The sequence below is a fragment of the Flagellimonas sp. 389 genome, from assembly GCF_018449435.1.
Taxonomy (GTDB): Bacteria; Bacteroidota; Bacteroidia; order Flavobacteriales; family Flavobacteriaceae; genus Flagellimonas.
In genome coordinates this window covers 226343-247381 of sequence record NZ_JAHCMU010000003.1, presented here as the reverse complement: position 1 = coordinate 247381, position 21039 = coordinate 226343, and the positions used below count along the sequence as shown (strand labels likewise).

At 37.1% G+C, this 21039-nt stretch carries 20 protein-coding genes; 10 read left to right on the top strand and 10 right to left on the bottom strand.

The window, feature by feature from the left end; genetic code table 11:
- Positions 1–197: 197 nt before the first annotated feature.
- From KIM67_RS04380 to purU, 3 genes are all read right to left on the bottom strand, one after another.
- Positions 198–1718 (bottom strand): AraC family transcriptional regulator, encoded by a 1521-nt coding sequence (locus KIM67_RS04380; protein ID WP_213830138.1) that lies wholly within the window; start codon positions 1716–1718, stop codon positions 198–200.
- Positions 1719–2075: 357 nt separating this feature from the next.
- Entirely contained in the window at positions 2076–2780 is a 705-nt protein-coding gene (locus KIM67_RS04375; protein ID WP_213830137.1) for a DUF4197 domain-containing protein, read from the bottom strand.
- 69 nt (positions 2781–2849) lie between these two features.
- Positions 2850–3698, bottom strand: a complete 849-nt coding sequence (purU, locus tag KIM67_RS04370; RefSeq protein ID WP_213830136.1) for a formyltetrahydrofolate deformylase — start codon at positions 3696–3698, stop codon at positions 2850–2852.
- Between the two features lie 143 nt (positions 3699–3841).
- On the opposite strand from purU, the gene KIM67_RS04365 reads away from it, so the two are divergent.
- Positions 3842–7288, top strand: a complete 3447-nt coding sequence (locus KIM67_RS04365; protein WP_213830135.1) for a methylmalonyl-CoA mutase family protein — start codon at positions 3842–3844, stop codon at positions 7286–7288.
- A 19-nt stretch (positions 7289–7307) separates the two neighbouring features.
- Here KIM67_RS04365 and KIM67_RS04360 read toward each other — a convergent pair whose 3' ends face one another.
- On the bottom strand, positions 7308–7709 hold the full coding sequence (locus KIM67_RS04360; protein ID WP_213830134.1) for a hypothetical protein: 402 nt from the start codon (positions 7707–7709) through the stop codon (positions 7308–7310).
- Positions 7710–7833: 124 nt separating this feature from the next.
- Between KIM67_RS04360 and KIM67_RS04355 the strand changes: the two genes are divergently transcribed.
- Positions 7834–8280: an Lrp/AsnC family transcriptional regulator gene (locus KIM67_RS04355; RefSeq protein WP_213830133.1), complete on the top strand. Its 447-nt coding sequence runs from the start codon at positions 7834–7836 to the stop codon at positions 8278–8280.
- 74 nt (positions 8281–8354) lie between these two features.
- Positions 8355–9770: an alpha/beta hydrolase gene (locus KIM67_RS04350; protein WP_213830132.1), complete on the top strand. Its 1416-nt coding sequence runs from the start codon at positions 8355–8357 to the stop codon at positions 9768–9770.
- Here KIM67_RS04350 and KIM67_RS04345 read toward each other — a convergent pair.
- The gene (locus KIM67_RS04345) at positions 9757–10461 is read right to left on the bottom strand and encodes a DJ-1/PfpI family protein (RefSeq protein ID WP_298867595.1); all 705 of its coding nucleotides are present in this window, start codon (positions 10459–10461) and stop codon (positions 9757–9759) included. The genes KIM67_RS04350 and KIM67_RS04345 overlap by 14 nt on opposite strands.
- A 115-nt stretch (positions 10462–10576) precedes the next feature.
- On the opposite strand from KIM67_RS04345, the gene KIM67_RS04340 reads away from it, so the two are divergent.
- Positions 10577–11212, top strand: a complete 636-nt coding sequence (locus KIM67_RS04340; protein WP_213830131.1) for a DUF1684 domain-containing protein — start codon at positions 10577–10579, stop codon at positions 11210–11212.
- Positions 11213–11267: 55 nt separating this feature from the next.
- On the opposite strand, the gene KIM67_RS04335 is transcribed toward KIM67_RS04340, so the two are convergent.
- The 4 genes from KIM67_RS04335 to crcB form a co-directional block, all read right to left on the bottom strand.
- Positions 11268–12308, bottom strand: a complete 1041-nt coding sequence (locus KIM67_RS04335; protein ID WP_213830130.1) for an outer membrane beta-barrel protein — start codon at positions 12306–12308, stop codon at positions 11268–11270.
- Between the two features lie 117 nt (positions 12309–12425).
- Positions 12426–13682, bottom strand: a complete 1257-nt coding sequence (locus KIM67_RS04330) for an ammonium transporter (RefSeq protein WP_213830129.1) — start codon at positions 13680–13682, stop codon at positions 12426–12428.
- Positions 13683–13716: 34 nt separating this feature from the next.
- Positions 13717–14055, bottom strand: a complete 339-nt coding sequence (locus KIM67_RS04325) for a P-II family nitrogen regulator (protein ID WP_213830128.1) — start codon at positions 14053–14055, stop codon at positions 13717–13719.
- Between the two features lie 267 nt (positions 14056–14322).
- Positions 14323–14697 (bottom strand): fluoride efflux transporter CrcB, encoded by a 375-nt coding sequence (gene crcB, locus KIM67_RS04320; RefSeq protein ID WP_213830127.1) that lies wholly within the window; start codon positions 14695–14697, stop codon positions 14323–14325.
- A 536-nt stretch (positions 14698–15233) separates the two neighbouring features.
- On the opposite strand from crcB, the gene KIM67_RS04315 reads away from it, so the two are divergent.
- Positions 15234–15620, top strand: a complete 387-nt coding sequence (locus KIM67_RS04315; protein WP_213830126.1) for a nucleoside triphosphate pyrophosphohydrolase family protein — start codon at positions 15234–15236, stop codon at positions 15618–15620.
- 31 nt (positions 15621–15651) lie between these two features.
- Here KIM67_RS04315 and KIM67_RS04310 read toward each other — a convergent pair whose 3' ends face one another.
- A complete protein-coding gene (locus KIM67_RS04310; protein ID WP_213830125.1) occupies positions 15652–16716 on the bottom strand; it encodes a branched-chain amino acid aminotransferase in 1065 nt (354 codons plus the stop codon).
- A gap of 108 nt (positions 16717–16824) precedes the next feature.
- Between KIM67_RS04310 and KIM67_RS04305 the strand changes: the two genes are divergently transcribed.
- The 5 genes from KIM67_RS04305 (at position 16825) to dnaJ (ending at position 20890) form a co-directional block, all read left to right on the top strand.
- Entirely contained in the window at positions 16825–17289 is a 465-nt protein-coding gene (locus KIM67_RS04305) for a DUF4920 domain-containing protein (RefSeq protein WP_213830124.1), read from the top strand.
- A 1-nt stretch (position 17290) separates the two neighbouring features.
- Positions 17291–17953: a tRNA (5-methylaminomethyl-2-thiouridine)(34)-methyltransferase MnmD gene (gene mnmD / locus KIM67_RS04300; protein WP_213830123.1), complete on the top strand. Its 663-nt coding sequence runs from the start codon at positions 17291–17293 to the stop codon at positions 17951–17953.
- Between the two features lie 134 nt (positions 17954–18087).
- On the top strand, positions 18088–19053 hold the full coding sequence (locus KIM67_RS04295; protein ID WP_213830122.1) for a TIGR01777 family oxidoreductase: 966 nt from the start codon (positions 18088–18090) through the stop codon (positions 19051–19053).
- A 136-nt stretch (positions 19054–19189) separates the two neighbouring features.
- On the top strand, positions 19190–19765 hold the full coding sequence (locus tag KIM67_RS04290) for a nucleotide exchange factor GrpE (RefSeq protein WP_213830121.1): 576 nt from the start codon (positions 19190–19192) through the stop codon (positions 19763–19765).
- A gap of 6 nt (positions 19766–19771) precedes the next feature.
- On the top strand, positions 19772–20890 hold the full coding sequence (gene dnaJ / locus KIM67_RS04285; RefSeq protein ID WP_213830120.1) for a molecular chaperone DnaJ: 1119 nt from the start codon (positions 19772–19774) through the stop codon (positions 20888–20890).
- Positions 20891–21039: the final 149 nt, after the last annotated feature.

Below are 21039 nucleotides of genomic sequence, written 5' to 3'. Positions count from 1 at the left end.
AAGAATCTGTGAAAAAATAAAACAGCTCTTAGGTAAAGGGTAGTATTGCTGACTAATTCAATCATTCCTTAAAGTTGAGACCATAAATGTCTTACTATTGCCTAGCGAGCTGTTTTCTGTCTTAAAAATAGATGGATAAAAAACGAAAAGAGCAACATCTGATAAACCTTTACCCTTTTTCAGTGCTATGATGTTTGTCAAGATGTCCTTGCAACTGCTTTTTGAAATTCTGAAGGTGTAAGTTCTGTGTCCTTCTTAAAAGCCTTATTAAAAGTTACTTTATTGTTATAGCCTACTTCATAGGCCACATGGATAATGTTCAACTTATGGGACTCATTGTCCATAAGTAATTGTTTGGCCTCTCTTATCCTGTATATATTGACAAATTCATGAAAACTAACATTAAAATGTTCGTTGATAATTTGAGATGCATTATGTCTTGTAGTATTTAGGCGTTTTGCAACCATGTCCAGGCTTATATTATTTTCCTTGTAGATTTTTTCAATGGCAAAAAGATGTAGTAGGTTTTCTTTTAGTTCGTCCGATAGACTAGGTGTTAGACCAGATTTCTCATACTTTGGAAACAATCTATTCTTATAGGCATAAATACCGCTGAACACGTCGGGTTGTATATTGGCTGAATAACCTACATATAGCACCATAAATGCCATCGTAGCCGCAGATATGTCAAAAAGGACACCATTGGAGTAACCATTGATGATAACTATGCCGTATGCGGCATACGTAAACACATACAATATATGTATGTGATATACATTTTTTTGCCAGGTAAGGCTTTTCAGGTCAAGCAGTTTATTGTTTTTACCCGCGTTATAAACTTTACCAATAAAATAACCATACACACTTAACGAAATGATTTTAAAGATGACCAAGATGACCAACCTGTTAGAATCTTGGGGCCCCAATCCATTTTGCATTCTGGAAAGCATCAAGGTTATCTTGCTTTCCTCAGTGAGTGTATAAACATTTAATACAAGATACGTTAGAAGTACTAGGCTTGGTAGTAAGTGTAATATATCGATAGGCCTGAATGTATAATCAGTTGTGGTCTTCTTAAAATAAAAATATAATAATGGTCCGTACAAAAATATGGCCCAAGTTGACATTAAATAGGTATGGGGATATTGAAAGAAATAGTTTGCGGAATTTATGCTAAGATGCAGAATGAACAAAGAGTGAATAAATATAAACGAAGCTATCAAAAAACGGGATGAACGATATATCTGTTTATTCAAACATAGAATAAGTACCACATAGAAACCTACAACGGCAACAAAGAGATAAAATAATGACCAAGTGTTCACTTTGGGTATCACTTTGTCCGATATCTTTTTAAACCCTTGTTCCTTACGTATAGGGTCAAACCCTTCGTTGAGCAAAAAATTTGGTTTGAATTCCAGTTGTAGATATTTGGTTAAATTGGTGGTAGACCTATCCACATGATTCAATGCAGCTTCACTAAGCGCAAGTCTTTTTAGAATATGCGTTTTCTTTGCATCGGGATTGACCAGATTTTTCTCATATATAGGTATTGCTTTATTATATCGCTGTATGTTATAATAATAGTCGGCCCATTTCAGCGAATCATATACCGAAATGGTATTGGGTTGACCAGATTCATAACAACTATATACTCCAATCGAATTGAATGTACAGCAGATTAAAGACAGGAAAAAAAAGAATTTTGACCATCTCATTTTGATTGATGAATTAACTCCCTTGAAATTAGTGAATTACAAAAAACGATTTGTTAATGAAATCTTAAAAAAAGTAAACTCCGATAAGAACTTACCTTTTTTATAATGCTTAAAGGCTACTTTTTAGATAAAAAATGCTTCAGAAGTTAAAATAGGGTAAAAGAAAAAACCGGTGCTAACACCGGTTTTAAACTAACTAACTCAAAAAAATGCTAACTCAGATAATCTTTTACAAAATTCTATTTTAACCACTGTACCGAGGTTAATTAAACTTTAGGATTTTGTTATAATTGTCTTGTTTTCTTGAGTTTAGAACGCATAAAATTCACGAATATTGTGCGTAGGAAAAATCTTTGGCTAATCTTGTAGTGCGAAAACTTTTCTCAGTAGATCTGTGGTTCTTGAAGAAATTTTTGTTCTAATTTCTTTTTCCTCAACAGCAATCATTGTATACACACCTTCTAATGCTTCTTGTGTTGTATAATCTGTTAAATCTGGATTTACGTTATTGGTAAGTGGAAGGTTATTGTACTTGGTAATGATGTTGCTCCAAATTTGGTCGGCTCCAACTTTCTTAAAAGATTTTTCGATAATGGGGTTGAATTTGTCATACAACTTGGATTTTGTGGATTGCTCCAAATAATTGGTAGCGGCATTATCATTTCCCAACAAAATTTGCTTGGCATCATTGAACGTAATTCCCTTTACTGCATCCACAAAAATTGGTGTAGCCTCACTTACGGCATCTTCCGCAGCTCGGTTGAGTATCTGTAGCCCTTTATCGGCTAAACTGCCCAAGCCGACATCCCTAAGTGTTTTATCAACTTTTTTAAGTTCATCTGGAAGCAAAATTTTGACAAGCTCATTTTTAAAGAAACCGTCCTTAAGGGCCAATTTGTCTACTTGTTTATCTATTCCCAGGTTAAGCGCATCTCGCAAACCTTGCGCTATTTCTACGTTTCCAATGCCAGTTGTTCCTTGTGGAAGTTGGTTAACGACTTGTTGTAACTCTGTACAACCAACTAACTGAAAAATTAAAAGCGCCAATAAAAATCGTTTCATAGTGTTGTTTTTATAGTTGAGGTGAAATTACTACATAAGCTGAGAAAACTGAATGCTGTCAGAATATATTTAAGAAAATATAACCGTTTTGTTATTATAGACCATGGTCTTTCTATCCACATGAAGCTGTACCGCCCTGGAAAGTACGATTTTTTCCAAGTCTCTTCCCTTTGCAATAAAATCCTTGATAGCATGCGAATGGGATACCGTGACAACATCTTGCGCTATGATGGGGCCTGCATCCAATGCTTCTGTTACATAATGACTTGTAGCACCAATAATCTTGACCCCTCTTTCAAAAGCGGCATGATAGGGTTTGGCTCCGGCAAATGCAGGTAAAAAGGAATGGTGAATATTAATGACTTGCTGTGGAAATTCATCGATTACTTTTGGCGAAAGGATTTGCATATATCTGGCTAGCACAATGAAATCAACATTGTGTTCTTTTAAAAGATGTAGTTGTTGATCTTCTGCAGATGCCTTGTTTTCCTTGGTTACAGGAATATGATAATATGGAATATGAAACTGATCAGCTACATACGCAAGATCTGGATGATTGCTTAAAATGAATGGAATATCAACAGAAAGTTCCCCTGAATTGTAGCGGCTTAAAAGGTCATATATGCAATGATTGTATTTAGAAACAAAAATCGCCATTTTGGGTTTTGTCGCTTCCAAATAGATGTTCCAATACATGTTATACTTTTTTGCCAATTGTTCTTCAAACCCACCTTCAAAATTTAGTAAACTAAAATCAGCGTTAAATTCACTTTCCAATCGCATAAAGAATACCCCAGCTTCCTTGTCGACATGCTGATCCAAATAAATAATGTTTCCCTTTTTTTCGTGGATGAAGCGCGTTACCGCACTTATGATTCCCGATTGGTCTGGGCAGTGAATAAGGATAGTTAGTTTCATATGGGTAGTTTGAGCGCAATAAAATTATGATATTCAAAAAAAGTAACCCAAAGCACCTTTAGTTTTTATAAAATTCTAATCAAAACCAATTTTATGTTGCATTTTCTGTAAATTGCATAGTGAAATAAGACCCTTTATTGCCAATGGAACAAATAAAGCCCTACAAGCCCAAAAATAAGATTAGAATCGTTACCGCAGCTTCTTTGTTCGATGGACACGATGCTGCAATTAATATTATGCGTCGAATTATTCAATCGACCGGGGTTGAAGTGATTCATTTAGGACATGATAGAAGTGTCGCCGAAGTTGTCGATTGCGCAGTGCAAGAAGATGCTAATGCAATTGCGATGACCTCATATCAAGGCGGGCACAATGAATATTTTAGATATATGTACGACCTGTTAAAAGAAAGAGGTGCGGAACATATCAAGATTTTTGGCGGTGGCGGTGGAGTAATCCTTCCAGAGGAAATCAAAGCGTTGATGGATTACGGGGTTGAGCGTATCTATTCTCCAGATGATGGCCGTGAATTGGGCTTGCAAGGGATGATCAATGATTTGGTAATGCGCTGCGATACTGATGTACCTGATTTGAAGCTTTCAAAAGGAAAAAGTTTAGAAGAATTGCTAAAGGAGAAAGATGTAAATGCCATTGCGCGATTAATATCCTTGGCAGAAAACAAGCACGAGCTTTTTGAAAATCATCAAGCTATTATCAAAAAGAATCCCAATAAAGTACCAGTGTTGGGGATAACAGGAACAGGTGGAGCGGGAAAGTCCAGTTTAGTGGATGAACTTGTCCGTAGATTTTTAGGTGATTTTTCAGATAAACATATTGGCATTATTTCCGTAGACCCTTCCAAGAGAAAAACGGGAGGTGCCTTGTTGGGCGATAGAATCCGCATGAACGCAATTAACAATACACGCGTTTACATGCGTTCATTGGCAACCAGGCGTTCAAACCTTGCACTTTCCAAACATGTGGCAGAAGCGGTACAAATACTTAAAGCGGCCAATTTTGATTTAATCATACTTGAAACTTCTGGTATTGGTCAATCTGATACTGAAATTCTGGAACATAGTGATGTTTCCCTATATGTAATGACTCCAGAATTTGGTGCGGCAACCCAGCTGGAAAAGATAGACATGCTGGATTTTGCAGATGTTGTAGCTATCAATAAGTTTGATAAAAGAGGTGCTTTGGATGCGTTGCGCGATGTAAAAAAACAATACATGCGAAACCAGGGATTATGGGATATTGATCAGAACGATTTGCCTGTTTTTGGAACCATTGCTTCGCAATTTAACGACCCTGGAATGAACAGGCTCTATAAAATTGTTATGGAAACTTTGACCGATAAAGCAGGAGCAAAACTGGAATCCAATTTTAAAGTTTCCAATGAGCTTACAGAAAAGGTCTTTGTTATTCCACCCGCAAGAACAAGATATCTTTCTGAAATATCGGAAAGTAATAGGGCGTATGACAAAAAGGTTGATCAACAAGTTATTGTAGCACAAAAATTGTTTGGTATCCATCAAACGATTTTATCCATTATTCCAAACATAAATGAGCAATCCTATCTGGTAAAACCAGGACTTGATGCCGATGCCATCTTGAAACAGGTACAAGATGACGAAATCGTATTTGTAAAATTATTGTTGGCACAGTTTGATAAAGTTAAAATGAACCTTGACCCCCACAATTGGGGAACCATTTTAAAATGGCAAAACAAAGTGAATCAGTATAAATCCGAGCAATACACCTTTAAGGTGAGAGGTAAGGAAGTGCATATCGAAACCCATACAACATCACTTTCGCATAGTAAAATACCTAAGGTAGCATTGCCTAAGTATCAAGCTTGGGGAGATATCCTTAGATGGAGCTTACAGGAAAATGTTCCGGGGGAGTTTCCGTATACTTCCGGATTGTACCCGTTCAAAAGAGTGGGGGAAGATCCTACCAGGATGTTTGCTGGTGAAGGTGGACCAGAGCGAACCAACAGACGTTTCCATTATGTAAGTTTGGATATGCCGGCAAAGCGCCTATCCACGGCATTTGATTCTGTAACTCTATATGGTAATGATCCAGACCATAGACCAGATATTTATGGTAAAATTGGAAATGCGGGAGTCTCTATTTGCTGTTTGGACGATGCCAAAAAACTATATTCCGGGTTTGATCTGAGCGACCCAATGACCTCTGTAAGTATGACCATTAATGGTCCTGCACCTATGTTATTGGCGTTTTTTATGAATGCCGCCATTGACCAAAACTGTGAAAAATACATCAGGGAAAATGGATTGGAAAAAGAAGTTGAGAAAAAAATAACTTCAATCTTCAAAAAGAAAGATAGTGATAGACCTTCATATTCTGGGGCGCTTCCCGATGGAAATAATGGATTGGGACTTATGCTTTTGGGGGTGACGGGAGATCAAGTTCTGCCCAAAGATATTTACAGCCAGATTAAAAAAGATACACTAAATCAGGTAAGGGGAACGGTACAGGCAGATATTTTAAAAGAAGACCAGGCACAGAATACCTGTATTTTTTCCACGGAATTTGCATTGCGATTAATGGGCGATGTACAAGAATATTTTATTGATAATCTCGTACGTAACTTTTATTCGGTCTCAATTTCTGGATACCATATTGCCGAAGCAGGAGCAAATCCTATCACACAGCTAGCCTTTACACTCTCCAATGGGTTTACGTATGTAGAATATTATTTAAGTAGGGGAATGGACATTAATAAATTTGGTCCTAACCTTTCGTTCTTTTTCTCAAACGGAGTGGACCCTGAATATGCAGTAATTGGAAGAGTAGCTAGACGCTTATGGGCAAAGGCAATGAAGGAAAAGTATGGCGCCGATTCACGTGCCCAGATGTTAAAATATCATATACAAACATCTGGTAGAAGTTTGCATGCCCAAGAAATTGATTTTAATGATATACGCACCACCTTGCAGGCGTTGTATGCCATTTACGATAATTGTAATTCACTCCACACCAATGCCTACGATGAAGCTATTACGACCCCTACAGAAGAATCCGTACGAAGGGCCATGGCCATTCAATTGATCATTAATAAAGAACTAGGATTGGCCAAGAATGAAAATCCTATCCAAGGTTCTTTTATCATTGAAGAACTTACGGATTTGGTAGAAGAGGCAGTGCTAGTAGAGTTTGATAGAATAACGGAACGTGGTGGAGTTTTGGGGGCAATGGAAACCATGTACCAACGTTCCAAAATACAGGAAGAAAGTTTGCATTATGAAACCTTAAAGCATACTGGGGAATATCCAATTATTGGGGTGAACACCTTTTTAAGTTCTAAAGGATCGCCAACCGTACTTCCTGCAGAAGTCATACGGGCAACCGAGGAAGAAAAGAAGAATCAGATAGTCATTTTAGAAAACCTACATTCTAGGAATGAAACGGAAACCAAAGCCCAATTAAAAGAGCTTCAAGAAGCGGCTGTAAACAATGAAAATCTATTTGAAAAACTTATGGAGGTAACCAAATACGCTTCATTGGGACAAATTACCAACGCACTGTTTCAGGTGGGTGGGCAGTATAGGCGTAACATGTAGGATTTAGATAGGAAAATAGTTAGTCGTTTCCGTTTTTAAAGGACTTTCTCCATTTTTTGAAAGAAGACCTAAACAGTTTGATTTCCTTTCGTAAAAGATTGAGGTATTCTTTTTCTTTTACACCATCTCTTTCAAGACCGTTGCAATATGCTAAAATATTACGTGTCATGATGTTGATAAAGGTAAGGCTTTCCATTTTTACGGAATAAGAACTACTTAAAGCAGCTTGTTCTACCTCTTTGGTGATTAAAATTGCATCGGTACGCAGGGACTTGGAAATATCATCCCGAAAGCTTTGATAATTCCGTAAGGACAATGCTTCTTTATTTCGGGAAAAGTAAGAAGCCACAGCTTCGCTTAAATCTCTAAGCGCTAGTGATTTTCTATATATTACAAGAGAATTTAAAGAACTCCTTTCCATTTCTTTTCAAGACAGTTTAGAAAGTTAAAATTACATATGAAATAGATAATGTAAATTTGTTTTTAAAATAGAAAATGATTATTTACTATTGAATGTTAGGTATTAACGATAAATCACTTTAAATATGAAAATAGATGATTTAAATTGGAAAATTCTGGGCTATCTACAGCAAGATGCTAGAGAGTCTTTTGCAAATATTGGGCGTAAAGTTGGGCTTACCCCACCAGCTATAGCAGAGCGCGTAAAAAAAATGGAAGACTTGGGATTGATAGAAGGATATGGTACTACCGTTTCTTATGCTTTGGCAGGGCATCAGTTAAAAGCGATCATTATGCTTCGTGCCTTTATGGGCAAGCTCAAACCATTTCTTAACAAAGTAAAATCGTTTCAAGAAGTGGTCAACTGCTATCGGATTACTGGTAACGAGAACATCATCATGGAGGTAGTGTTAAAGGATCAAGCCCATTTGGAAAAATTTATTGATGAACTAATAGTGTACGGAGAATGTAGAACACACATAGTATTGTCCAATATTGTCGCAAATGCACCAATTAAACAAAGTAAGAATTAGTGATAAATTTCGTTTATTTTTATAAAGGATAAACAGCCTTTTCGTTTTGGCCAGATTTTTGTTGATACAGCGTTATGAAAAAAAAATATGCTATACTTTTTTTTGCCACATTTTTGTTTCAAAGTGCGTTTACGCAAGAATTAGTACTTAAAAAAGGAAAGATTATAGACTCGCTGGTCGTAAACGATACCATTCCAGACACATTTTCTCTTTATTTGCCTACCCATTTTACGACTACCAAAAAGTGGCCTTTATTATTGGTGTTTGATTTGGATGGAAAAGAACGGCAGTCGATGTCCATGTTCTTGCAGGCAGCCGAGGAGGAAGGGTATCTATTGGCGGCACCAAAACTGTCCGATACTGTTCCCTTATCTAACAATATGATAAGTGCGAGTAATGTTCTAAATAAAATATCACGCATTTTACCCGTTGATAAATCGAGAGTATATACCGCTGGTATTTCTTCTGGGGCACGTTTTGCCAATCTGGTTCCAATTTTTATAAAGGACGTCGCAGGTACCATTTCTGCAGGTGCTTCTATTGCAAACTCAGACCTATTAAACCCTAAGCGTTCTTTTCATTTCATTGGAATAATCGGGAAAAATGATTTCAACTACACCCAAATGCTAAATGTAGAAAAGGTTTTAGATCGGTTTAAGTTTCCAAATCAGATATTGTTGTACGATGAAGAACAAAAATGGCCAGATGTAAAATATTTTCAAAAAGCCATGCAGCTGTTCACATTATCGGCAATGGGTAAAAAATTGGCGGCCATGGATTCCAGTTATATTGAAAAGGCCTTTAAGAAAGATTTAGCCAAAGTCAATAGGTTGAAGAATTCGAACAAGTTGCTATTTGCAGAGCAATATATGGGAGAGATGATGTCTATTTATGGTGTGCACAAAAATCTGGATTCTTTACGGCAAGTTCAAAAAAACCTGAGACGGGACCGTGTGTTTAAAGGAATGAAAAGAGCAGAAAATGCAACGTTCTTTAAGGAGTCACTTTTAAAAGAAGATTATCAATATTATATAGAAGAAGACGTCGTCACCCATAATTTTAATAATCTGGGTTGGTGGAATTATCAAATGACAGAGATCAATAAGTTTATTTCTGCCAGTAATATTTATGAAAAACAAATGGGAAATCGTTTGTTGGGCTATGTTAATGCGTTGGCAGAAGACAATATTGATATGGTAAAATCCGAAGCACTTATAGATGAGGATGCACTTGCATTTTTGTATATGCTAAAGACCATTTTGGAGCCTGAGAACTTTGAGCATTACATGAACATAATATCTCTAAGTGTAAAAAATGAAGATTTTGGAACTGCTTTGTTTTATCTAGAAGAAGCCCTAAAGAAAGGTTTTGATGACAAAGAAAAATTGTATAATCTACCAGATACCGGCTTGTTTAGAATAACACCAAAATTCAATGAATTGGTGGCTAAGTATTTGAAGGATTCAAGGTATCGAATTAACGACCAATAAATCTTGGGATTTCCTCTAAATCCCAATCAATAACAAGACCTTTAGCGAGAGACGCTGCGATTTCTTTTCCATATAAATGTTCGCAAAGGTAGAGTGCTGCCTCAAAGCTTTTGGCGCCACCAGCGGAGGTGATATATTTTCCGTCATGCACAAAAAGTACACTATCCTTTACTTTTAATTTTGGAAACATGGTTCTATACTTTTCAATATCACTGGGAAATGTAGTAGAGACAACATCGTTTAAAAGCCCAGCCTTGGCCAACACAAAAGCGCCATCGCAATGCGAGGTGACGAACATGGCTTCTTTATCCACCTTTTGTACAAAATTCAGCATTATGGAATCCTTTAGGTCGGTATCCAAATGGTGTTCTGCGCTCGGTACGACCAAAATATCAATTTTGGGAATTGAATCATTTGTGTAATCAAAATCGGGTAAAATCCGAACTCCTTCAAAAGAGGTTATGGGCTCTAGGGTATTGGCAACAGAGAACGTGTTCATGGATTTGATATTCTTCCGGAACTGTGTATGCTGGAAAATATCATAGGGTGCTGTGAATTCTGTGTTGTAAACACCATCCATTATTAAAAATGCGACATTGTATCTTCCGGGCTCCAGCTCGGGAAGTTCTCTTTTTAATTCTTTTGAAGCATTTGCTCGTTGTTGTTTGTCAACACAAGAAACGGACAAAATCAAGAGCAGTATGGATATCAGATGTTTTATCACGATGATTTTTTTATTTAGAGTAATAGGCTAAGGTAATATTAAGAATGATTTCCGCTACTTTTACAGGAAAGATTTTGTGGGAATGAAATATGTTTTACCAATACTAGTGCTTTTGATGGTTGCCTGTAAACCCGATAAAAAGTATCATGCTTCTGAAAAGCTTCAGTCTGGGTCCGCAGCAATAAAGGATATTGTTGCATTTCAAAAGGAATTGGATGCTACATTTAAAAACCCCAATTCTTCACCATTGCCGGATAGGTTTAGAAAAGATTTTGAAGGACTTGATTTTTTCGTACCCGATACGACTTATGTGGTTAAAGCCAGATTTGAAAGAACTCCAGATGCAGTGCCTTTTTTGATGCCTAGCACAACCGATGAAAAAACAAGAGAAATTGTTTATGGTATCGCACACTTTCAATTAAATGGTATTGAACATGAATTAGAGATTTACCAAAGTCTCGATTTAATTTCCCAAAAGCAATACAGGGACTATTTATTCTTACCATTTTTAGATGAAACGAATGGTGCGGAGACATATGGTGGGGGTCGTTATATTGACTTAACAATTCCGGAGGGAGATACGATCACAATAGATTTCAATAAGGCGTATAATCCGTATTGTGTTTATAATAAAAAGTACTCCTGCCCTCTAGTGCCAAGGCAAAATTATTTGAGAACTAGTGTGAGAGCAGGAGTGAAAGCTTTTGTAAAAGACTAAAAAAGCCTTAACACCAAATAGATGTAAGGCTTTAGTATTAAAATAATTCTTTGGTCTAGAAAGAGTAGATAGCAGCTACTAAAAATGATGAGAGGCTTTTGGTGCCGGCCAAATCATTGTCAAGAAAAGCATCATCTGAAGCACTATCTAATCGTACTTCTGGTTTAATGATTAAATTTTCAATGGTATAGCTTCCTGTTAGGGTGACTGCAAAAACGCTGGAATCCTCAACTCCTGTTCCTATTGCGCCATAGTCACCCATTTCTGCAAAATATTCTCCTCTTAAACCAAGGGTGAAATTTTCAGAAGTTGCATATTGTGGATATAGTGCAGCACCATAAAAACCAAGACCATCATTATCTTGGTAGGCAGCGTTTATTCCCAAAAAGAAATCTTCAGAAAGGTCAAAACCACCGGTATAGTCAATTTCAAAACCTAATTTAGCTTCTCCGTCATAGTAGAAATTCAAAAACTGTCCTGCATAACCCAATTGTGCGCCAACAGAATATTCTCCTGTAAGGTTGCTGTTTTCGTCCGTCAGGTTCATTACAGCTAACATTAAGCTAAAATCATCGGATAAAGAAAAATCTGCCTTTAGGCCAACATGTGAGAATGGACCATAAGAGAACATATAAGAAGTACTATAGTTGAAATTGGCAGCAGGTGCAATAACCTCATACCCTAAATAAGTGTTGAAACGTCCAACAGTAAATGTAGTTCCTTCAGATACGTTCCAGTATGCATATAATTGGTTTATGTTAAAACCACCAGTGGCATCATCTCCCCGTGGACCAAAAACCAAATCAGCAACAGCTCCAACTTTTTCCCCTTCATATGCGGCAATAATATTTGCCATACCCAAAGCAAATCCCGTTTCGGTTGCAAATGAAGTTCCTGGGGTAATAAAGGTTGGATTTTCTTCGCCCAATGCTCTATCTGTAGCGCTAAGGTTGGTTTTGTAATAAGCGTCCACACTACCGCTAATGGACACTGGTTTTTTTTCTTCTTCCTCTTGCGCAAATGCAGCAAAAGATACTAGTGCCAATATGGCGAAAGCTAAATTTTTTACGAACTTTGTTGTTATAATCGTTTTCATAATCATAATCAGTTTTAGGTGCCCTCATAAAGAGGACCATTTAATATTGTTATTGAGTTTTTGTAATTGAAAAAGGTTATTTAACGGAGCGTTCTGCCAAACGCTCCGTTTCCTTTTTTAATGCTGATTCATTCTAAAATCCGCATAAGCATCCATTCCATGTTCGTGAATGTCCAAACCTTCCACTTCTTCCTCTTCCGAAACCCGAAGGCCAGAGATTTTCTTAATGGCAAATAGAATGATGAATGCCGAGACCGAACAGAATGTAGCTGCTGCTCCAACACCTGCAAGTTGTACCAAGAATTGGTCAAAACTGGCTAAACTTCCAAAGATTCCAACGGCAAGCGTACCCCAGATACCACATATTAAGTGAACGGCAACCGCACCTACGGGGTCATCTAGTTTCAATTTATCGATAAGTGCTACACCAAATACAATGACAACACCGGCAATTAAGCCTATGATTACTGCTTCGTTGGGGGACATTTGGTCTGCCCCTGCCGTAATTCCTACCAAACCGCCCAAGATACCGTTCAAGAACATGGTCAAATCGTAATTTTTATAGGCGATTAATGAAGTTAAAAATGCGGATACACCTCCAGCAGCGGCTGCTAAAGAGGTTGTGACCAATACCAATGACGTTAATTCTGGGTCGGCCGAAAGTACGGATCCTCCGTTAAAACCAAACCATCCCAACCATAGAATGAGTACCCCTGCTGCTGCAAAAGGTAAACTGTGTCCTGGAATTGCTTTGGGTTTACCGTCTTCGCCAAATTTCCCTATTCTAGCACCGAGTAAGAAAATAGCGATCAATGCGCCCCATCCACCTACAGAGTGTACCAAGGTAGAACCTGCAAAGTCATAGAATCCTTCAGCTGTACCATAAGAAAGTGAAGAAAGGAAACCACCTCCCCATTGCCATGAACCTACTATAGGGTAAATAAGCCCTACGTATATGATTGTAAATAGCATAAATGCTCCAATTTTTACCCGTTCTGCAACGGCTCCAGAAACTATTGTTGCTGCGGTCGCGGCAAACATTCCTTGGAAGAGGAAGTCTGTCCACCAAGTATAGCCTCCATCTGCATATTCTGGTGTCATGCCATTTTCTGGAGCTGCAATACCGAAGCCTGCAAATTTTAAAAACCCTAAATCTCCATCCTCAAAACCTGGGTACATTAAATTGAATCCTCCTACGTAATAAAGTAGTAAGCCAACACATATTATAAATACGTTCTTAAATAATATGTTTACGGTATTCTTTTGTCTGGTAAGACCGATTTCTAAAAAAGAGAAACCCAAGTGCATAAAAAACACTAGTCCTGTACAGATCATCATCCATACGTTATTCGCTGTAAATAATCCTGCGTCCATAATCTTTAAATATTGTTAGTGTTAGTTGAGTTGTTTAGTTAATTCCAGCACTACCGCTTTCCTTGGTTCTTATTCGGTAGGCTTCAATGACATCAGAAACGAATACTTTGCCGTCTCCCACATTTCCAGTTGCTGCTGCTTCTATCAACGTATTTACTGTTCGCTCTAGAAAGTCATCAGATACAACAATGACCAAATACCTTCTTTGTATGTCTGAAGTACTGTAGGAGATGCCGCGATAAACGTGCCCCTGTTTTTCATTTCCAACTCCAGTTACATCCCAGTAACTAAAGAAGTTGACCTCAATTCCATGAAGTGCTTTTTTCACCTCATCGAATTTGGATTTTCTAATAATTGCCTCGACTTTTTTCATAATTAAATAGTTAATTGATTTCCCAAATATATGTTAAATCAAAAGAGACTATGATAAATGTCAGGTAGTTGTATGGATTTTTATACTTATGAAAAAAATACCCCTAGTATTTTAGGGGTAACTTATTTTGAAGATAGTTTTATTAAACATTTGATGATTTTTTCTTAGCATTAGGATCAAAAAATAGAGGTTATTGATGGTAAGTGCTCATTTTTATAAAAAATGTTTAATAATCAACAAAAAATACTGAGAAAAGTTGATTTATAACTAATTTCCTAATCGAGAGAGCCATAGCCCAACTGCAACGGCTAAAACACCTAGAATAATGCTTAATGCCAAGTAGAAAGAAAAATGAAAAAAATCACCGCTTTTTAATAAACTGTGTTTTTCTAATGCAAATGCGGAAAATGTAGTGAAACCTCCACAAAAACCTGTAGCAAGAAATAATGTGCTGTTGTAGGATAATAAACTGCTTCTTGATGCTATTCCCAAAATTAAACCAATGAGCAACGCACCAATAATGTTCACTAAAAAAGTTCCCAAGAAGAAATTTGGAAAGATATTGTTTAAAGGTTTGGTAATGACATAGCGGAGCACACTACCAAGACCGCCACCAAGAAAAACAAGAAAAGCTTGCTTCATTCATTAAAAGTACAAACTAAACCGCTTTCTTATATTGACTTTTAGAAGCTTCTTTAGGGAAAATTTTTGTTACAGAAGCTTCGGGTTTCTTTGAAGCTATATTGTTTAACTTACTGTTAGAACCATTAACACTAAGAAATAAGAGCAATGCATTAACAATAAGTAAAACTAAAAGGAGGCCGAAAAATGTTGTCATCTTGTACAAAACTAACGTTAAACAAAAGTACGTCTTTTACTACATTGTACGTATTGCCTTATGAATAAAGTTGTAAAACGGTTAATTTTTGTGGTGTAATCAAACTTGCTGTTAATTTTTAAGAAAATGTTTGATCAGGAATAAAATTATTATGAATGTGATAAAAGAAATCATAACCCACTTTACTCCTTTGTAATTTTTGTTATGTAAGGATTTGTCCTTCCGATAAGATATTAAGATTATGGCAATAAAAACTACAACGAAAAGGGCGGCAAAAATTAATTGTCCTGTACTGAACATATTTTCTATTTTTACGCAAAGCTAAATCAAAACAGTAATAATGGAAAGTAAAATAAAGGCGGTGGAGCTGTTTCATAACTCTTTTGGTCTTGGGGTGCTCCAAGAACCGAAAGCAGACTTAGGAGCGGCAAAAAACAAGTTGCGATTTAATCTTATGGATGAAGAAAACAAAGAGTATTTAGAGGCTGCCAATGAGGGGGATTTAGTTGAAGTTGCCGATGCACTGGGAGATATGCTCTATATTCTTTGTGGGACAATCTTAGAACATGGAATGCAGTATAAAATTGAAGAGGTTTTCGAAGAAATTCAACGTAGCAATATGAGTAAATTAGGATTGGACGGCAAACCTATTTATCGTGAAGATGGAAAAGTCCTAAAAGGGCCAAATTATTTTAAACCCAATATAGAAGGCGTTCTCGAAAAATAAAAAAGCACCTTTAAGGTGCTTTTTCTTTGTGTTATACTTTAAAGCGCCATCCAAATTTATCTTCTGCGCGGTTGTATTGAATATCGGTAATTCGTTTTTTTAGAAGTGCAGCGTAACTTTCTGATAATTCAGGTAAATCATAATCTGTTTCTTTATGCCCAAAAGTAGAAATTGGTGAAATTACCGCAGCTGTTCCGGCGCCAAACATTTCTTTGAGCGTTCCGTCTTTTGCCGCATCCACAACTTCATTTACCTTAATCTTTCTTACTTCGGTCGTAATACCTTCGTCTTTGGCAATATCTAAAATGCTTTTACGGGTAATACCATCTAAAATACGGTCACTGGTAGGTCCTGTAATAAGAGTGTTGTTGATACGAATGAAAATATTCATGGCACCCGCTTCCTCTATAAATTCGTGGTTGTTGTCGTCTGTCCAGATAACTTGATTGTATCCTTTTTCAATAGCAAGCTGTGTTGGATAAAATTGACCTGCATAGTTCCCTCCGGCTTTTGCAAAACCCACCCCACCGTTAGCTGAACGGGAATATTTCTCTTCGATCAAAACTTTGACCTTACCAGAGAAATAAGAACCCGATGGCGCACAGGCTATAATAAATTTATACTCGTCCGCTGGCGAAGCATGAAATCCTGTGCCGGATGCTAGCATAAAAGGGCGAATATATAGGGAGCTGCCCGGTGTTTGCGGAATCCAGTCTGAGTCTGTTTGCAGTAAAGTAATCAGGCCATCAATAAAATAAGATTCAGGAAGTTCTGGTATTGCCAACCTTTTGGCAGATTTATTTAAGCGCTTATGGTTTTCCAAAGGTCTAAAAAGCCAGGTATCTCCTGCTTCATCCTTATAGGCTTTCATTCCTTCAAAAATAGACTGTCCGTAGTGGAATATTTTCGCTGAAGGCTCCAAAGTTAAAGGTTGGTAAGGTATGACCTCGGGAGTTTGCCATGAACCATTGACAAAATTACAGACTAACATATGATCTGTGTAAATACTTCCAAATGAAAGATTGTCAAAATCAACATCATGAATTTTGGAGGTTTTGGATTTTTCTACCTTGATAGCTTTAGTCGTTGTTTCCATATCGAAAAAAATATTAACAGATAAAATTAGCTAATTATCCCTATTTTTTCGTGCTTTATCTATTTAAAATCAAGTTATTCGTTCACACTTTATTTATTTTTTTTGATTATGAAAGTATTTAACATTTTAACTGCCATATTCTTACTGTTTCAAACGGTTGCCCACGCTCAGAATACAGGTTTTGAAACTTATGGCGCCTCGTTCGAGGCAAAGGAAACTTCAGACCTTGAAAATGAAGTTTTTGAGAAAATAGGTGTAAAAGATACTATTGCAACCCAAATATCAGGAACTATCGTAGATGTATGTAAAGCTAAAGGATGTTGGATGAAAGTAGCTATGGGAAATGAAGAAGAAGTTTTTGTAAAGTTCAAGGACTATGGCTTTTTTGTCCCCACGGATTCGGAAAATGGAAAGGTAGTTATGGATGGAATTGCGTTTGTTGAAGAAGTTTCGGTAGATGAACAACGGCATTATGCAGAGGATGCAGGAAAATCCAAGGAAGAAGTTGCTAAAATAACCAAGCCTAAAAAAACCTTAAGGTTTGAAGCGTCCGGAGTTCAGATAGAAAAGTAGTTTGAAGCGTAAAATTATTACTACTGCCGACGGTTCTAAAACCATCCAAATTGAAGATTGGGACGAGCAGTACCATTCAAAGCACGGTGCTGTTCAAGAGGCTTATCATGTTTTTATCAAGAATGGTCTACGGCTATTTCAAGATACAAGTATCAAAATTTTAGAGATAGGATTTGGTACAGGTCTTAATGCACTGGTAACCTTTTTGGAGCGTGAGAATTTAAACTTATCCATAGACTATGTAGGCGTGGAAGCATTCCCAGTGAAAATGGGAGAAATAACAGCATTAAACTACATCGAGAATTTAAATGCCCATGAACATCAGGAGCTTTTTGAAAAGATGCACAGCTCATCTTGGGAAACTAAAGTTAAAATTGCTCAGAACTTTCAATTACTGAAGCAATTGAAGGATTTTAAATCCATAAACGACATTAATTTGTTCGATCTTGTTTATTACGATGCTTTTGGAGCAAGGGTACAACCTGATTTATGGACGGAAGAACTGTTCTTGAAAATGTACCGCGCATTAAAAAGAGAAGGTGTTTTGGTTACATATTCTGCAAAAGGCAGTGTTCGTAGGGCTTTGGAAGCAGTTGGTTTTTCCGTTGAGCGATTACCGGGACCTCCTGGTAAACGTGAAATGCTCAGAGCAATAAAGAATTAGCTTTTCATAATATTTTGTTAAGTAACCTATTCAAGTTGTCTTAAAAACAATTAAAGTTTAAACATTTATGTTAAACCTTAATTAATAGCTCAAAAACAGCAAGTTAAACTATTAAATTTGTTCAAAACGATTTTATGAAAGTGTTGATTACGGGTGCTACGGGTTTAGTCGGTAAAGCCATTACAAAGGTTTTGCTTACTAGAGGTATCGCCGTTAATTACTTGACCACTAGTAAGAATAAAATGGTTTCAAAAGAAAACTATAATGGTTTCTATTGGAATCCTGCTGATGGTGAAATCGATATAGCTTGTTTTGAAGAAGTTTCGGCAATTATTAATCTAGCGGGTGCAAGCATAGCTGATAAATGGACAACCGCTTATAAGAAAAAGGTGCTATCAAGCAGGGTAGACAGCCTTCAAACATTGCATGATGGGCTGAAAAAAATAGATGCTTCTCAAATCAAATCCTTTGTTTCTGCCTCGGCAATTGGTATTTATCCCTCTTCTCTCTTTTCGTATTATGATGAGAAAGAGACTGCGGTGGATGACAGTTTCTTAGGTGAAGTGGTGGAAGAATGGGAAGAAAAAATAGACACTTTGAAAGTTTTCGATTTTAATTTGGCCAAAATAAGGATTGGAATTGTTTTATCTGCCGAAGGGGGAGCTTTACCAAGAATGGCCATGCCTGTTAAAAATTATGTTGGAGCAGCTTTTGGAAATGGTAAACAATGGCAATCCTGGATTCATATTGATGATTTGGCCAATATGTTTGTATTTGCTTTGGAGAATAGGTTAAGGGGAACCTTTAATGCGGTAGCGCCCAATCCAGTGACCAATAGCAAAATGACCAAAGAATTAGCAAAAGTTCTCAAAAAACCTTTGGTATTACCCAATGTTCCAAAGCCAGTAATGGAACTCATTCTAGGGGAGATGTCCTATCTACTTTTTGCAAGTCATAGGGTAAGTAGTAAACGTATCGAAAAGAAAGGGTTCAATTTTGAATTTTCTAATATATGTTGCGCCATCGAAGACTTATATACTACAGAAAAGACAGCAGCATGCGAAACCAAGACTGCTAGTTTAAATGAAGAGCTGGTTTAGCAAGTTGCCTTAATATACTTAAAATACAATCCGCCGATAAGGCGGATTTTTTTGTGATTTCTTGTGACATTTTGACATTTTTGGACAATTGGCAGTACTTTTGCCACTTCAGAAATTGAAAATAAAATTAAAGTATATGAACAAGAAAAGTAAAGTTGAGGAAAGGGACAGCGAGCTTAATGATTCCCAAACGCTGGAGACTCCTGAACTGAACGATGAAAATGCAGATGCTGAAAACGAAAATGAAGAAATAGAAGAAGTTTCCGAAGAAGAACGATTACGTGAAGATTTGGCAAAGGAAAAAGATAAATTTCTTCGACTTTTTGCCGAATTTGAAAATTTTAAGAGACGTACTTCAAAAGAACGTGTTGAGCTTTTTAAAACTGCTGGCCAAGAAGTAATCGTATCACTTTTACCTGTTATGGATGATTTTGAAAGAGCACTCAAAGAGATTTCAAAATCTGAGGACAAAGAAATGTTCAAAGGAGTTGAGCTCATCAGCAATAAGTTCAAGGAAACGCTCAAAGGAAAAGGACTGGAGCAGGTTGAAGTTGGTGCAGGAGATGTTTTTGATGCAGAGGTACATGATGCGATTACCCAAATTCCAGCGCCTAACAAAAAAATGAAAGGAAAAATAATAGATGTGGTCGAAAAAGGATTTAAACTAGGAGACCGTATCATAAGACACCCAAAAGTGGTGGTCGGTAACTAAGAATATATGAAGGAGGACTTTTATGAAATATTAGGTATTTCCAAGGGCGCATCAGCAGCTGAAATTAAAAAGGCTTACAGGAAAAAAGCCATAGAATTTCACCCAGATAAAAATCCTGGCGATTCAAAAGCTGAGGAAATGTTCAAAAAAGCTGCTGAAGCTTATGAAGTTTTGAGCGATCCCGATAAACGTGCCAAGTACGATCAATTTGGTCATGCTGCTTTTGAGGGAGGTGCAGGATTTGGCGGAGGTGGTATGAACATGGATGACATCTTCAGTCAATTTGGAGATATTTTTGGAAGCGCTTTCGGAGGAGGATTTAGTGGCTTTGGAGGATTTGGTGGAGGCGGACAACGACGAGTCAAAGGAAGTAATCTACGTATACGGGTTAAACTGACTCTGGAAGAAGTTGCCAATGGTGTAGAGAAGAAAGTAAAGGTCAGACGAAAAATCCAGGCAGCTGGAGTAACTTATAAAACGTGTCCTACATGTAATGGTAGTGGACAGGTTACCAAAATAACGAATACCATACTGGGCAGGATGCAAACAGCCACCACTTGTAGTACCTGCGGAGGAGCCGGTCAGACCATTGATAAAAGACCAAGTGGTGCCGATGCCCAAGGATTGAAAGTAGAGGAAGAGACTGTTTCCATTAAAATCCCACCAGGAGTGGAAGAAGGGATGCAGTTGAAGGTCACTGGTAAAGGTAATGGTGCTCCAGGCGATGGTATACCAGGGGATTTATTGGTCGCTATTGAAACTATCGAGCATGCCACGTTAAAGAGAGAAGGAGATAATTTACACTATGACCTTTACATTAGTTTTTCTGAAGCTGTCTTAGGAAGTTCCAAAGAAATAGATGCCGTAACTGGAAAAGTTCGGATAAAATTAGAGCCTGGAATTCAATCGGGAAAAATATTACGATTACGAGGAAAAGGAATTTCCAGTATAAACGGATATGGTAGTGGTGATTTGTTGGTTCACGTTAATGTTTGGACTCCAAAAGAGTTGAACAGAGAACAAAAAGAGTTTTTTGAACGCATGCAAAATGATGAGAATTTTATGCCAAAACCCGAAAAATCAGACAAGTCCTTTTTTGAAAAAGTTAAAGATATGTTCTCCTAACGAATATTAGGTTTCTGTTTAAATAAAAAACGTATATTTGAAACTGATGTTGGGAAACCGATATCAAATTTTCTTTTTCATAGCAATTTTTTTCCCATCCTTGAATTTTTTTAAGGGTGGGTTTTGTTTTTTAAACCACCTTGTCTTCT

Excerpts from the sequence above, each read along its gene's own strand:
- KIM67_RS04380 (WP_213830138.1), bottom strand. The coding sequence starts at position 1,718 with ATGAGATGGTCAAAATTCTTTTTTTTCCTGTCTTTAATCTGCTGTACA.
- KIM67_RS04375 (WP_213830137.1), bottom strand. The coding sequence starts at position 2,780 with ATGAAACGATTTTTATTGGCGCTTTTAATTTTTCAGTTAGTTGGTTGT.
- purU (WP_213830136.1), bottom strand. The coding sequence starts at position 3,698 with ATGAAACTAACTATCCTTATTCACTGCCCAGACCAATCGGGAATCATA.
- KIM67_RS04365 (WP_213830135.1), top strand. The coding sequence starts at position 3,842 with ATGGAACAAATAAAGCCCTACAAGCCCAAAAATAAGATTAGAATCGTT.
- KIM67_RS04360 (WP_213830134.1), bottom strand. The coding sequence starts at position 7,709 with ATGGAAAGGAGTTCTTTAAATTCTCTTGTAATATATAGAAAATCACTA.
- KIM67_RS04355 (WP_213830133.1), top strand. The coding sequence starts at position 7,834 with ATGAAAATAGATGATTTAAATTGGAAAATTCTGGGCTATCTACAGCAA.
- KIM67_RS04350 (WP_213830132.1), top strand. The coding sequence starts at position 8,355 with ATGAAAAAAAAATATGCTATACTTTTTTTTGCCACATTTTTGTTTCAA.
- KIM67_RS04340 (WP_213830131.1), top strand. The coding sequence starts at position 10,577 with ATGAAATATGTTTTACCAATACTAGTGCTTTTGATGGTTGCCTGTAAA.
- KIM67_RS04335 (WP_213830130.1), bottom strand. The coding sequence starts at position 12,308 with ATGAAAACGATTATAACAACAAAGTTCGTAAAAAATTTAGCTTTCGCC.
- KIM67_RS04330 (WP_213830129.1), bottom strand. The coding sequence starts at position 13,682 with ATGGACGCAGGATTATTTACAGCGAATAACGTATGGATGATGATCTGT.
- KIM67_RS04325 (WP_213830128.1), bottom strand. The coding sequence starts at position 14,055 with ATGAAAAAAGTCGAGGCAATTATTAGAAAATCCAAATTCGATGAGGTG.
- crcB (WP_213830127.1), bottom strand. The coding sequence starts at position 14,697 with ATGAAGCAAGCTTTTCTTGTTTTTCTTGGTGGCGGTCTTGGTAGTGTG.
- KIM67_RS04315 (WP_213830126.1), top strand. The coding sequence starts at position 15,234 with ATGGAAAGTAAAATAAAGGCGGTGGAGCTGTTTCATAACTCTTTTGGT.
- KIM67_RS04310 (WP_213830125.1), bottom strand. The coding sequence starts at position 16,716 with ATGGAAACAACGACTAAAGCTATCAAGGTAGAAAAATCCAAAACCTCC.
- KIM67_RS04305 (WP_213830124.1), top strand. The coding sequence starts at position 16,825 with ATGAAAGTATTTAACATTTTAACTGCCATATTCTTACTGTTTCAAACG.
- KIM67_RS04295 (WP_213830122.1), top strand. The coding sequence starts at position 18,088 with ATGAAAGTGTTGATTACGGGTGCTACGGGTTTAGTCGGTAAAGCCATT.
- KIM67_RS04290 (WP_213830121.1), top strand. The coding sequence starts at position 19,190 with ATGAACAAGAAAAGTAAAGTTGAGGAAAGGGACAGCGAGCTTAATGAT.
- dnaJ (WP_213830120.1), top strand. The coding sequence starts at position 19,772 with ATGAAGGAGGACTTTTATGAAATATTAGGTATTTCCAAGGGCGCATCA.